Source organism: Streptomyces sp. NPDC046925 (assembly GCF_040644915.1).
Taxonomy (GTDB): Bacteria; Actinomycetota; Actinomycetes; order Streptomycetales; family Streptomycetaceae; genus Streptomyces.
In genome coordinates this window covers 240,343-252,717 of record NZ_JBEYWZ010000006.1, presented here as the reverse complement: position 1 = coordinate 252,717, position 12,375 = coordinate 240,343, and the positions used below count along the sequence as shown (strand labels likewise).

Annotated in this window: 12 protein-coding genes; 5 read left to right on the top strand and 7 right to left on the bottom strand. The window is 71.1% G+C overall.

Annotated elements, in window-relative coordinates; genetic code table 11:
* Nucleotides 1–5: 5 nt before the first annotated feature.
* Nucleotides 6–590, bottom strand: coding sequence for a suppressor of fused domain protein (locus ABZ906_RS25535; RefSeq protein ID WP_361181722.1), 585 nt, complete (start codon nucleotides 588–590; stop codon nucleotides 6–8).
* Between the two features lie 472 nt (nucleotides 591–1,062).
* Here ABZ906_RS25535 and ABZ906_RS25530 point away from each other — a divergent pair, with 472 nt between their 5' ends.
* Nucleotides 1,063–2,184, top strand: a complete 1,122-nt coding sequence (locus ABZ906_RS25530; protein WP_361181723.1) for a magnesium and cobalt transport protein CorA — start codon at nucleotides 1,063–1,065, stop codon at nucleotides 2,182–2,184.
* Between the two features lie 23 nt (nucleotides 2,185–2,207).
* Nucleotides 2,208–2,720: a hypothetical protein gene (locus ABZ906_RS25525; RefSeq protein ID WP_361386275.1), complete on the top strand. Its 513-nt coding sequence runs from the start codon at nucleotides 2,208–2,210 to the stop codon at nucleotides 2,718–2,720.
* Between the two features lie 31 nt (nucleotides 2,721–2,751).
* On the opposite strand, the gene ABZ906_RS25520 is transcribed toward ABZ906_RS25525, so the two are convergent.
* Entirely contained in the window at nucleotides 2,752–3,471 is a 720-nt protein-coding gene (locus ABZ906_RS25520) for a hypothetical protein (RefSeq protein WP_361386794.1), read from the bottom strand.
* Nucleotides 3,472–3,718: 247 nt separating this feature from the next.
* Between ABZ906_RS25520 and ABZ906_RS25515 the strand changes: the two genes are divergently transcribed.
* The 3 genes from ABZ906_RS25515 to ABZ906_RS25505 are packed head-to-tail and all read left to right on the top strand — an operon-like array spanning nucleotide 3,719 to nucleotide 6,736.
* Nucleotides 3,719–4,996, top strand: coding sequence for a CBS domain-containing protein (locus ABZ906_RS25515; RefSeq protein WP_361181725.1), 1,278 nt, complete (start codon nucleotides 3,719–3,721; stop codon nucleotides 4,994–4,996).
* Nucleotides 4,983–5,558 (top strand): DUF1003 domain-containing protein, encoded by a 576-nt coding sequence (locus ABZ906_RS25510; RefSeq protein WP_361181726.1) that lies wholly within the window; start codon nucleotides 4,983–4,985, stop codon nucleotides 5,556–5,558. The genes ABZ906_RS25515 and ABZ906_RS25510 overlap by 14 nt, the downstream gene beginning before the upstream one ends.
* 44 nt (nucleotides 5,559–5,602) lie before the next feature.
* Nucleotides 5,603–6,736, top strand: a complete 1,134-nt coding sequence (locus ABZ906_RS25505) for an Mrp/NBP35 family ATP-binding protein (RefSeq protein WP_361386272.1) — start codon at nucleotides 5,603–5,605, stop codon at nucleotides 6,734–6,736.
* Nucleotides 6,737–6,823: 87 nt separating this feature from the next.
* Here the strand turns inward: ABZ906_RS25505 and ABZ906_RS25500 are convergent, their stop codons facing one another.
* The 5 genes from ABZ906_RS25500 to sigE form a co-directional block, all read right to left on the bottom strand.
* Nucleotides 6,824–7,495, bottom strand: coding sequence for a hypothetical protein (locus ABZ906_RS25500; protein ID WP_361181728.1), 672 nt, complete (start codon nucleotides 7,493–7,495; stop codon nucleotides 6,824–6,826).
* A 186-nt stretch (nucleotides 7,496–7,681) separates the two neighbouring features.
* Nucleotides 7,682–8,164 carry a sec-independent translocase gene (locus ABZ906_RS25495; protein WP_361181729.1) on the bottom strand — a complete coding sequence of 161 codons (483 nt, stop codon included), beginning with the start codon at nucleotides 8,162–8,164 and terminating at the stop codon, nucleotides 7,682–7,684.
* 81 nt (nucleotides 8,165–8,245) lie between these two features.
* Nucleotides 8,246–10,255 (bottom strand): trypsin-like peptidase domain-containing protein, encoded by a 2,010-nt coding sequence (locus ABZ906_RS25490; protein ID WP_361386269.1) that lies wholly within the window; start codon nucleotides 10,253–10,255, stop codon nucleotides 8,246–8,248.
* Between the two features lie 126 nt (nucleotides 10,256–10,381).
* The gene (locus ABZ906_RS25485) at nucleotides 10,382–11,461 is read right to left on the bottom strand and encodes a zf-HC2 domain-containing protein (protein ID WP_361386266.1); all 1,080 of its coding nucleotides are present in this window, start codon (nucleotides 11,459–11,461) and stop codon (nucleotides 10,382–10,384) included.
* Nucleotides 11,458–12,225 carry an RNA polymerase sigma factor SigE gene (gene sigE / locus ABZ906_RS25480; protein ID WP_361181732.1) on the bottom strand — a complete coding sequence of 256 codons (768 nt, stop codon included), beginning with the start codon at nucleotides 12,223–12,225 and terminating at the stop codon, nucleotides 11,458–11,460. The genes ABZ906_RS25485 and sigE overlap by 4 nt, the downstream gene beginning before the upstream one ends.
* Nucleotides 12,226–12,375: the final 150 nt, after the last annotated feature.

Here is a 12,375-nt window from a genome sequence, read left to right as displayed (position 1 = left end):
GAACTTCAGTCCAGGGACACGGACTTGCGCAGCGGATCGCGCAGGTCCGTTCCGCTGTTCAGCCAGCGCTCCTGCAATGCCTGCGCGCCGTGCACCCGCTTCCACGCGCCCTCGTTCGGCGTCATGGGCAGCAACGGCAGGAACCGTACGGGCTCCATCGGCTCGTCCAAGTCCAGGTCCTCCACCAGGCCGCCCGGTTCGGCGACGAGGACCGACGTGAACTGCGCGCCGGGCCACAGCGGTTCGCCCGTGTCGAGCGAGGCTCCCGGAGCCACGATCAGGCCCTCGACCTGCGGCGAAGCCGCCAGTACGGCCAGCGGGCGCAGCACCTTGTCCGTGTCGGCGACGCCGGCGCGCACCGAGAGAATCAGCTCCGCGCGCGGGCCCTTGACCGGGTCGGCCAGGGCGGCGGTCGGATCGGCCATCGGCTGCGCCGACATGCCGAGGGTGGCGTATCTGACCAGGTCCCCGTCCGTGAAGCGCAGCACTTCGACGCGGTCGGTGCCGAGGAAGGTCACCGCGGCGCGGGCGTCCGGTTCACCGAGGGCGCTGCGGAGGCGGGCCTCGACCAGAGCAAGAACATCAGCCATCCCGTGAGCATAGAACTCGTCTGTGGCGGGTAAAGACGGGGCTTGACTCTTCAGTCGGCTGATAGTGTTGGCCGCTGGTTCCGGGCAGCACGCAGAGCGCGCTCTCAAGCCCGGGCAGATGACTTCGCGCGCTACGCGCTAGGGACTTCCCCTACGGGGGACCGGCCGGAGGAGGTGGGGCTGCCATGGATCGAAGTCGACCGTGCAGTACCACCCGTTCTTCCGTCTGACACCTCACGCAGCCCTGTAGCTGCCACCGTGCGTCTGTACTCCCCGTGCTTGCGTGCGACGGAAGAGCACTTCGTTTCCACCTGATCTCTCTGAGTTCTTTGATCTGAGTCAGTAGCGAAGCTGCCACCGCGATGGTGCGGTGCTCCCCGCTTTGTGGACGTGCCAAACATCCTCAGCAGGACGTCCCCATTCCGGGTAGTTCCAACCGTCGCCGGCGGCCTCCGTCAAAGGAGCCTGCCCCATGTCGATGATCCGTGACCTGCGCGCCGCCGTCCGTCCCTCGCTCCGCAAGGACGGCGGCGCCTACAGCTCGTACGACACCACCCGTGACCCCACCGCCGCCTCCGCGGTCGTCGACTGCGCGGTCTACCGCGACGGCCGCCGGGCGGCCTGCGACGACACGCTGACGCCGCACGAGGCGATGCTCCAGGTGCGCCGCGAGGGCGGCTTCGCCTGGATCGGTCTGCACGAGCCGACCGAGGCCGAATTCTCCGGTATCGCCGCCGAGTTCGGGCTGCACCCCCTCGCCGTCGAGGACGCGGTGCACGCGCACCAGCGGCCCAAGCTGGAGCGCTACGACGACACGCTCTTCACGGTCTTCAAGACCATCCACTACGTCGAGCACGCCGAACTCACCGCCACCAGCGAGATCGTCGAGACCGGCGAGGTGATGTGCTTCACCGGGCGGGACTTCTTCATCACCGTGCGGCACGGCGGGCACGGCTCGCTGCGCGCCCTGCGGCGCCGCCTCCAGGAGGACCCCGAGCTGCTCGCCAAGGGCCCCTCCGCGGTCCTGCACACCATCGCCGACCACGTCGTCGACGGGTACATCGCGGTCGCCGACGCCATGCAGGACGACATCGACGACGTGGAGAGCGAGGTGTTCTCCGCGCCGAGCAAGGGCAAGGGGACCTCGCGCGGCGTCGACGCGGGGCGGATCTACCAGCTCAAGCGCGAGGTACTGGAGTTCAAGCGGGCCGTGTCGCCGCTCCTGCGCCCGATGCTGCTGCTCAGCGAGCGGCCGATGCGCCTGGTCGACCCCGACATCCAGAAGTACTTCCGGGACGTCGCCGACCACCTCACGCGCGTCCAGGAGCAGGTCGTCGGCTTCGACGAACTGCTCAACTCGATCCTGCAGGCCAACCTCGCGCAGGCGGCGGTCGCGCAGAACGAGGACATGCGCAAGATCACCTCCTGGGCGGCGATCATCGCCGTGCCGACGGCGGTCTGCGGGGTCTACGGCATGAACTTCAAGCACATGCCCGAGCTGGAATGGCGCTACGGCTACCCGATGGTGCTCGTCCTCATCGGCGGCGTCTGCTGGGCCATCCACCGCACCCTGAAGCGCAACGGCTGGCTGTAGACAGCGCTCGATAGGCTGCGCGCATGACAGAAACGCTGCTCGCCCGGGCCCTCGTCGAGGAGGCCACCAAGAAGTCGGGCCTCATCTGGGTGCGCGGCCAGGAACCGGCCCGCGCCCTGTGGCACGTATGGCACGAGGGCGCGGCGCACCTCATCGGCGACGGCCCCGGCGAGCAGCCGCTGCCGGGTCTCGTCGACGGCGGCACCGCCGAGGTGACCGTACGCAGCAAGGACAAGGGCGGGCGCCTCATCGCCTGGACGGCGGAGGTGACCGAGCTCGCGCCGCGCTCCGAGGCCTGGGAGGCGGCCGTCGCCGAGCTCAAGGGCAAGCGCCTGAACGCCCCGGACGGCGAGCGGATGCCGCAGCGCTGGGCGGACGAGTGCCGGGTCGTCCGGCTGACCCCGCGGGACATCAGCACCGACCTGCCCGACGCGTCCCTCGCGGCCCCGCCCCTGCCGACCCCGGCGACCACCCGGCAGCCCGTGCCCGAAGGCCTCCCCCGGCTGCTGTTCAAGAGGAAGAAGCGGCGCGGCTAGACCCGCGCGGCGCGACCGGGCCTGGCGCGCCCTACGACTGGGGCAGCTGCTCTCCGTAGTCCACCATCTCGTCCTTGTCCGGCTCGCTGAGGGTGAAGTCCCTGCCCCAGTCGCTGAGCCGCAGCGTGCCCGCGTCGCCCGCGCGCTTCAGGCGCAGCGGGTAGGGCTTGCCCTCCAGAGAGACGTTCAGGGTGCCGCCCGCGCCCTCGTCGCCGTTGATCTCGATGCTGGGGTTGCCGTCGATCGTGCCGCGGTCACCGGTGGCGAGCTTGCCGTGCAGGGCGAGCATGCCCTCCAGGAGGCTGTCCTTGTCCGTGAAGCCGCTCAGCTGCCGGTAGGCCGCGTCCTCCTCGGGCACCTTCACGTACTTGCCGTCGAGCTTGGCCGCGGCCTGGTCGTCCGCCTGGCCGGGCTTCTCGCCGCCCTTGGCCTCCTCGTGGGTCCAGAAGGCGGAGTCGGCCTTGAGGAAGAGGTGCTTGCCCACGCGAAGGAGCTGGAAGGTCTCGCCCTTGGAGGTGACCGAGCCGGTGCCGCCCTCTTCCTTCAGGCGCATGTCGAGCTTGTACGTGTGGCCTTTGCTGACCAGGGTGCCCGAGAGCCGCACCGCGGGCGCCGCGTCGGCCGCCGCGCGGGTCTTGCTCTGGATCTTCGCGGCGGAGAGTTTGCCCATGCCGTTCGTGCCGGCGTCCGGGTCCTCCTCGCTGCTGCACCCGGTGAGACCGGTGACCCCCACGACGAGACCCGCGCACATCGCGCTCACCAGTGCTGCTCTGCGGGTACGGCGGACCGGGGGAATCGCTGACACAGGGGGCGCTGCCTCTCGTGGGGACGACGGCTACGGCTACGGCAGTACGGCAGCGTACCCGTGCTGACCAGTTGGATCGGCCCCAGTCCGGTCGGCCGCTCCGCCGGGGCGTAACCGACCGGGACGGGCTAGCCTGAAGCCCGCATTACGGGACAGAACGGCATAGACGCTACGAGCGAGGGAGGCGTGTGCGATGGCGGCGAGCGCCTCCCGGGTCTTCGTCTCGCATCTGGCCGGCACCGCCGTCTTCGACCCGAACGGAGACCAGGTCGGACGGGTGCGCGATCTGGTGGCGACGCTGCGGGTGCAGCGCAGGCCGCCCCGGCTCCTCGGCCTGGTCGTCGAGCTGTCCACGCGGCGCCGCATCTTCCTGCCCATGACCCGCGTGACCGGCATCGAGACGGGCCAGGTCATCACCACCGGCGTACTGAACGTACGGCGTTTCGAGCAGCGGCCCACCGAGCGGCTCGTGCTCGGCGAGATGCTCGACCGGCGGGTCAGGCTCATCGAGACGGGCGAGGAGGTGACCGTCCTCGACGTGGCGGTGCAGCAGCTGCCCGCCCGGCGCGACTGGGAGATCGACCGGGTCTTCGTGCGCAAGGGCAAGGGCGGCGCTTTCCGGCGCAAGGGAGAGACGCTCACCGTCGAGTGGTCGGCCGTCGACGGATTCGCCGTCGAGGAGCACGGCCAGGGCGCCGAGAGCCTGCTCGCCACCTTCGAGCAGCTGCGCCCCGCCGACCTCGCCAACGTCCTGCACCACCTCTCGCCGAAACGGCGGGCCGAGGTGGCGGCCGCGCTCGACGACGACCGGCTCGCCGACGTCCTCGAAGAGCTGCCCGAGGACGACCAGATCGAGATCCTCGGCAAGCTCAAGGAGGAGCGCGCGGCCGACGTCCTGGAGGCGATGGACCCGGACGACGCCGCCGACCTGCTCGCCGAGCTGCCCGAGGACGACAAGGAGCGTCTCCTCACGCTGATGCAGCCGGACGACGCCGCCGACGTGCGGCGCCTGATGGCGTACGAGGAGCGCACCGCGGGCGGTCTGATGACGACCGAGCCGATCGTGCTTCGGCCCGACGCGACGATCGCGGACGCCCTCGCGCGGGTGCGCCAGCAGGACCTCTCCCCCGCGCTCGCCGCGCAGGTCTACGTCTGCCGCCCGCCGGACGAGACGCCGACGGGCAAGTACCTGGGCACCGTGCACTTCCAGCGGCTCCTGCGCGATCCGCCGTACACGCTGGTCAGCTCGGTCCTCGACGACGATCTCCAGACCCTCGCGCCGGAGACGGCGCTGCCGCAGGTCGCCGGGTTCTTCGCCACGTACGACATGGTGGCGGCCCCCGTCGTCGACGAGGGCGGCTCGCTGCTCGGCGCGGTCACGGTCGACGACGTGCTCGACCACATGCTGCCGGACGACTGGCGCGAGACGGAGTTCCACCAGGACGAGGAGGCGCCCCGTGCCGCCGGCTGACCGCGAGCGGGACACCCGCGTCGAGCAGCGGCCCGCGCCCCGCTTCCGGCTCGACCAGCCGCGGCCGCCGCGCCGCAGGCTCCTGCCGGAGTACGACCCGGAGGCGTTCGGGCGGCTCTCGGAGCGGATCGCGCGGTTCCTGGGCACCGGGCGCTTCATCGTCTGGATGACGGTCACGATCATCGTGTGGGTCGCCTGGAACGTCTGGGCACCGCAGGCACTGCGCTTCGACCCGTTCCCCTTCCTGTTCCTGACCCTGGCGCTGTCCCTCCAGGCCTCCTACGCGGCGCCCCTGATCCTGCTCGCGCAGAACCGGCAGGACGACCGGGACCGGGTCAACCTCGAACAGGACCGCAAGCAGAACGAGCGCGCGATCGCGGACACCGAATATCTGAGCCGCGAGATCGCCGCCCTGCGCATGGGCCTGGGCGAGGTGGCCACCCGCGACTGGATCCGTTCCGAACTCCAGGACCTGGTCAGGGAGCTGGAGGAGCAGCGGCACGGGGGCCGCGTCGTATTCCCGGCCGAGGAGAGCGGCGGGCGTGATGTAGGCGACCGTTGACGGCTCTTTCCGGGGCAGGGTTACCGCGCCGTACTATCGGTGTTATGGCTACGGAAGACGCGGTGCGGGAAGCACTGGCGACGGTGAACGACCCCGAGATCCATCGACCCATCACCGAGTTGGGGATGGTCAAATCGGTAGATATCTCCCCGGATGGGGCGGTAGCGGTCACCGTGTACCTCACGGTCTCCGGGTGCCCGATGCGCGAGACCATCACGAAGAACGTGACCGACGCGGTCGCCGCCGTCGAGGGCGTCACGCATGTCGACGTCACTCTCGACGTGATGAGCGACGAGCAGCGCAAGGAGCTGGCGAACGCGCTGCGCGGCGGCACCGCCGAGCGCGAGGTGCCCTTCGCCAAGCCCGGCTCGCTGACCCGTGTGTACGCGGTCGCGTCCGGCAAGGGCGGCGTCGGCAAGTCCTCGGTGACGGTGAACCTCGCGGCCGCGATGGCGGCGGACGGCCTGAAGGTCGGCGTCGTGGACGCGGACATCTACGGCCACTCCGTGCCCCGGATGCTGGGCGCGGACGGCAAGCCCACCCAGGTCGAAGACATGATCATGCCGCCGTCGGCGAACGGCGTGAAGGTCATCTCGATCGGCATGTTCACGCCGGGCAACGCCCCGGTCGTGTGGCGCGGCCCGATGCTCCACCGCGCGCTCCAGCAGTTCCTCGCCGACGTCTTCTGGGGCGACCTGGACGTCCTGCTCCTCGACCTGCCGCCGGGCACCGGCGACATCGCGATCTCCGTCGCCCAGCTCGTCCCGAACGCCGAGATCCTGGTCGTGACGACGCCCCAGCAGGCAGCGGCCGAGGTCGCCGAGCGCGCGGGCTCCATCGCGGTGCAGACCCACCAGAAGATCGTCGGCGTCGTCGAGAACATGTCCGGGCTGCCCTGCCCGCACTGCGGCGAGATGGTCGACGTCTTCGGCACGGGCGGCGGCGAGCGCGTCGCCGAGGGCCTCACGAAGACGACGGGCGCCACCGTCCCGGTCCTGGGCTCCATCCCGATCGACGTCCGGCTGCGCGAGGGCGGCGACGAGGGCAAGCCGGTCGTCCTGACCGACCCGGAGTCCCCGGCGGGCTCGGCACTGCGTGCGATCGCCGGCAAGCTGGGCGGCCGTCAGCGCGGCCTCGCGGGCATGACCCTGGGGATCACCCCGCGCAACAAGTTCTGAGGCTTCCCTGCCCTTCTTCCGTACGCCGGTGGGGGCGCCGCTCATGACGAGCGGCGCCCCCATCGGCGTATGTGTGCGGCAGTCGGGCTATCCCGCGTACTCGTGGATGTCCTTGACCACCGAGAAGCCCAGGCCGTACGCGCTCATGCCGCGTCCGTACGCGCCCAGGTGCACGCCCTCCTTGGTGGAACCGGCGAGCACCCAGCCGAACTCGGACTCGCGGTAGTGGAACGAGGTCGGCACGCCGTCCACCGGCAGTGACAGCGTCGACCAGTCCTCGCCCTGCAGATCGTCCGCGAGGACCCAGGCCGTCTCGGTCTGCTGGTCCAGCCAGTCGTCCCGCAGGCTGTGGTCCATCTGGCTGGGCCAGGTGACGGTCAGCAGGCCCACCCCGGCGAGCCAGGCCGCGGACGACACCGACGTCGCCTCCAGCAGGCCCGTGCCGTCCGGGCTGCGTCGCACCGGGTTGGCCGCGACGGTCACCACGGCCGCGAAGCGCTCCTTGTCGCTGTTCCCGAAGGGCCCGTCACTCCGTACCGACGGCTCATCGCCGTGCCCGATGGAGCCGTGCTCCACCGCGCCGTCCGCGGCGGTGCCGACCTGCATCAGCCAGCGCTCGCCCGTGAAGGCCTCGTCGAGGCCGTACCAGGGGAAGGGCGCCAGCAGATAGCTGTCGACCGTGCGCCGGGCGGAGGGCATCGCCTCTGCGGTGCCGTCCGCGGCCGGCGCCTGTGCGCCTACGCGACTTGTCGTCTCCATGTACCCGGCCGCCTCCTCGTTCTCATCGGTCCGCAGGGCCCGCCCCCCTCGGGCGTCCTCAGCCGGACAACAAGGCAGGATAGCCACACCCGTTCCGGAACCCGGGACACCGGTAGGCGTACGAGTGTTTCGGGGAGAGCGCCAGGGGGCGTGTTCAGGGGCGTACCGAGCGTGCCTCGGAGGAGGTCAGGTGGCGTCCGCGTCGTACGGCGGGTGCTCGGGGGGCGCGGCCTTCTCCGGCTTCTTGTCCATGTCGATGCGGCCGTCCTTCTTGGCCATGTCGACACGGCCGCCGGACGTACCGGACGAGCTGTCCGAGCCGGTCGCGCCATCGGCGGATTCGCTCTCACGCCCGTGCACCGCGTCCGTGACCTCGGCCATCTCCTTCTTGAGATCGAAGCCGTTGCGGATTTCCTTCAGACCGAGCTCGTCGTTGTCGAGCTGCTTGCGGATGAAGGTCTTCGGATTCAGGTCCTCGAACTCGAAGTCCTTGAATTCCGGGCCGAGTTCGCTGCGTATATCGGCCTTCGCGCTGTCCGAGAATTCGCGGATCTTACGGATGGTGCGCGAGGCGTCCTGAATCAGCTTGGGCAGCTTGTCCGGGCCGAAAACGAGCACAGCGAGGATGACCAGCGCCACTACCTCGAGCGGGCCAATGTCTGAGAACACCTTGACTCCTTGCCGTCCGGACCGGGTCCACGGTACCCGGCGTTCCTGTCCGTCCGGTAGCCGCTGGGCGACGGACGTGGATCAGTTCCCGCCCGATGCGCCGAGCACCAGCGTCACTTTCCGGTCCTTTCCCGCTCGCTGGACGGTCAATTCGAGACTGTCCTTCGGCCGGTGGGCCCGGATCTTGACGATGAGCTCGTCGCCGGAGTGGATGCGCTGGCCGTCCACCTCGGTGATGACGTCGCCCGGCTTGATTCCGGCGCGGTCGCCGGGGCCGCCCTTGTTCACGGCGGGGCCGCCGCCTTGGCCCTTGTCGCCGACGCGGGCGCCGTCTCCCGTGTACTCCATGTCGAGCGTGACACCGATCACAGGGTGCGTGGCCTTGCCGGTGTTGATCAGCTCTTCGGCGACGCGCTTGCCCTGGTTGATGGGTATGGCGAAGCCGAGCCCTATCGAACCGGACTGGCCGCCGCCGGGCTCCGCGCTGTCGTCGGCGGAGCGGATGGCGCTGTTGATGCCGATGACATGGGCCTCGGAGTCGACGAGGGGTCCGCCGGAGTTGCCCGGGTTGATGGGGGCGTCGGTCTGCAGCGCGTCGACGTAGCTGATGTCACTGCCGTCGCCCTTCTCCCCGCCCGCGGTGATGGGGCGCTCCTTGGCGCTGATGATGCCGGAGGTGACGGTGTTCTCCAGGTCGAACGGGGCGCCGATGGCCACGACGGGGTCGCCCACCTGGACGTTCTCGGAGTTGCCCAGGGGCAGCGGGTTGAGTCCGCGCACCCCGGAGACCTTGACCACCGCGAGGTCGTACCCGGAGTCGCGTCCGATGACCTCCGCCTTGGCGGTCTCGCCGCCGCTGAAGGTCACCGATATCTCGCCGCCGGTCCCCGCGGGCTCCACCACGTGGTTGTTGGTGAGGATGTGGCCCTTGCCGTCGAGCACGAAACCGGTGCCGGTGCCTTGCGCGTCGTCACCGCTGACGTGCAGCGTCACGACGCCGGGCAGGGAGCTCGCGGCGATCCCGGCGACGCTGTCCTTGGCCCTGGCCTTGTCCTGCGCCTTGGCCTGCGGCAGCTCGATGTCCGTGCCGCCGTTGCGCTCCAGATAGGCGCCGAGGGCTCCGCCGATGCCGCCCGCCACGAGCGTGATGACGGCGATCCCGACCAGGATTCCCCGCCGGACCCGCTTCTTCTGCCTCGCCTCGTCGACGGGAACGGCGCCGCTCTGCTGAAGGGGGGCGTTCCAGGGGTCGTAGGGCTGCCGGGGAGGGGCGGGTGCGGGGGCTTGGGTGTGGTGGGGCTGGGGCTGGGGCTGGTGGTGGGGCTGCTGCGGTTGTTGCGGCTGCTGGTGCTGTGCGGGCTGGGGGTGCGCTTGAGGCTGGGGCTGCGGGGCTGTCGGAGGGGCCTGCGGCTGCGGGGCTGTTGGGTGAGCCTGCGGCTGCGGCTGCGGGGCCGTCGGGTGGGGCTGGGGCTGCGGGGTGCCGTGCGGCGGGGTGCCGCTGTGGGCCGCCGCCGGGAGCTGCGTGCCGTGGGCGGGGGTCGCCGCCGGGTGCTGTACGGGCGGGGCGGGGGCCCAGGGGCCGGGCTCGCCGTAGGGCGGGGTGCTGTACGGATCGGGGTCGTGCAGCGGGCGGGGGCGGTCGTCGGGAGCGTCCGCCCGGGTCAGGCCAGGAACGGCCGCGGTCCCGGAGCCGGAGCCGGAGCCGGACGTGAACGCGGAACCCTGCCCCGGCTCAGCACCCGGCACAGAGGGCGCAGAGGGCACAGAGACCCCCTCCGTCACAGGCCCGGGGCCCGGCGCAGAGGCTGACGCCGTCACGGGCCCACCGGGCGCGGACGCAGCTCCGGACGCAGGCCCGGCGCCCGGCGCGGACCCGGACTCCGGGGCGGGCGCAGGGCCCGGCTCAGCGGCAGGCGCGGGTACAGAGAGGCCGGGCTCGGTACCCGGCGTGGAGTCGGCCGGTGGGCTGGCGGCGGCCAGGGTGAAGTCGCCGGACGCGTCTTCCGCTTGCCCGGCGGACCCTGCCGCCCCCGCCCCCGCCGACCTGGGGCGGCTCCACCACTTCGCCTTCGTGGGCTTGCCCTCGTCCATGCTCTCCCCACACCTGGCCTACGGCGGACGCCGTTCACGAGCTCAACTCCGCGCCCGCCACAAGCCTCGGGCAGGCACGGCCCACCCAGGATTCAACCAGGTTCCCGCGCCGAAGCGCAGAGCACGTCAGCGGATCTGCGAAGTGCCCTGCAGCGTGCCCAGGATGGGCGACGACGCCGCCGCGGTGTGCGTCGGCTCGGCCTCGCCGTCCCCGGTCGCCTCGCCCGGTGTCGACGCGGAGCCGACGGGGGAGGTGCCGCCCGGTGTGACGGGAGAGACCGGCCGTATGAAAGGGGACATGACCGCCGCACCCGTCAGCATCGGCGCCGTGACGTCGTGCCGTGCGGTGACGGGCTCGGGCTGCTGGACGCGGGGCCCCCGCGCCGTCACGCCGGGCAGCAGCGGTCCGGTCGCCTGTGTCGGCGCGACCGGCGCCGCCAGGACGCCGGGACGCGGGCCCTGCGCGGACAGCGGGCCGCTGCCACGGCGGCGGACGGAATCGGGAGCCGTCGTGGCACCCGAGCCCGGCGAACGCTGCGGCGACGCGTTGCTGCTGTTGCTCGCGTTGTTGCTGCCCGAGCTGTTGCTGCTGCCCGAGCCCGCGCGCGGGTCACCGGGGTCGGAGGGAATGCCCGTCGTGACGCCGCCCAGGGCGATCGCGGCCAGCGACACCGCACCCGCGGCGGCGAAGGCGAACCGCCTCCCGCGCCAGATCGAGCGCTCGGCCTCGTGCCGACCGACGTCATGCCGGTCGACGTCACGCCGGTCGACGTCATGGATGCGGAAACCGCGCCCCGAGCCGGGCAGCACCGCGGCATGGGCGCCCGAGGGCGCGTAGCCGAAGGTCTCCGGTCTCACGCCGAAGACTCCGGTCGGGGGCAGTCCCGACTCGGTGTCCGAGGTGGCGAAGCCGCCGCTCCCCGGAGGCTTGGGACCGGAGGGAGGCTCGCTGCCACCGCCGGGAAGACCCTGGAGGCGGGCGAGGAAACTCTCGGAGGGAGGCGGCGGCGCCGCCTCTGCGAAGACACTCTTGAGCCGCCGCTGGGCGTCGGCCTCGGTCTTGCACTTCGGACAGGTGGCGAGATGCGCGAGGACTCGCTCGCGCGCGTCATGGCCCAACTCGCCGTCCACCAGGGCTGCGAGCCGGTCCCCCAGATGCTGCTCGGCCAGACGTCGCTCAACAGGATTCGGCCGTGATCCACTCACGCGGTCGCGCCCCCTCCTCCCGGCGCCACGGCTCCTGCGAGCGAGCGACGCTCGGCGCGGGCTTCGGGCGACCGGTGCTGAAGGGCCTTGCGCAGCTGCGAGCGGCCACGGTGGATACGGCTGCGGACCGTGCCCAGCTTGACGCCCAGGGTCGCGGCGATCTCCTCGTACGAGAGGCCTTCGATGTCGCACAGGACCACTGCCGCGCGGAATTCGGGAGCGAGGGTGTCGAGCGCCTGCTGCACGTCCGCGTCGAAATGCGTGTCGTTGAAGACCTGCTGCGGCGACGGCTCGCGGCTGGGGAGGCGCTCCGCCGCGTCGTCCCCGAGGGCGTCGAAGCGGATGCGCTGCTTGCGGCGCACCATGTCCAGGAAGAGGTTCGTGGTGATGCGGTGCAGCCAGCCCTCGAACGTGCCGGGGGTGTAGGTCGACAGGGACCGGAAGACACGGACGAAGACCTCTTGGGTGAGGTCCTCGGCGTCGTGCTGATTGCCGGTCAGGCGGTACGCCAGGCGATAGACCCGTCCGCTGTGCGTGCTGACGATCTCCTCCCAGGTGGGGGGAGTCCACGCCTGCGATTCCGCATCAGCGGCAAAGGTCGCGGTCTGAGCGGAACTGGCAGCGTGGAAACGGTCAGCGGTGTCGGTCACGGATTTCGGCTCACCCGCCAACCCGAGAAAGCGCCTCAGCACTCCTCCCCGATCGCCGGACGCAGCCGCACCTCCCCTGTCGGCTCTGGTGGTGTCCAGTGGAGCCCCTACCATAACCACCTCGCCCGTTAGCTCCGGATAAGCGTTTTTACTGGAATTTGGTACGGGCTTCCTGCCAGGTGTCCTGCCTGGTCGAAGGGCCCGCCGCCAGTCTTGATCCATTCGTTACCCCCGGCGTCCGCTCACCCCTACTAAACGCCCGGT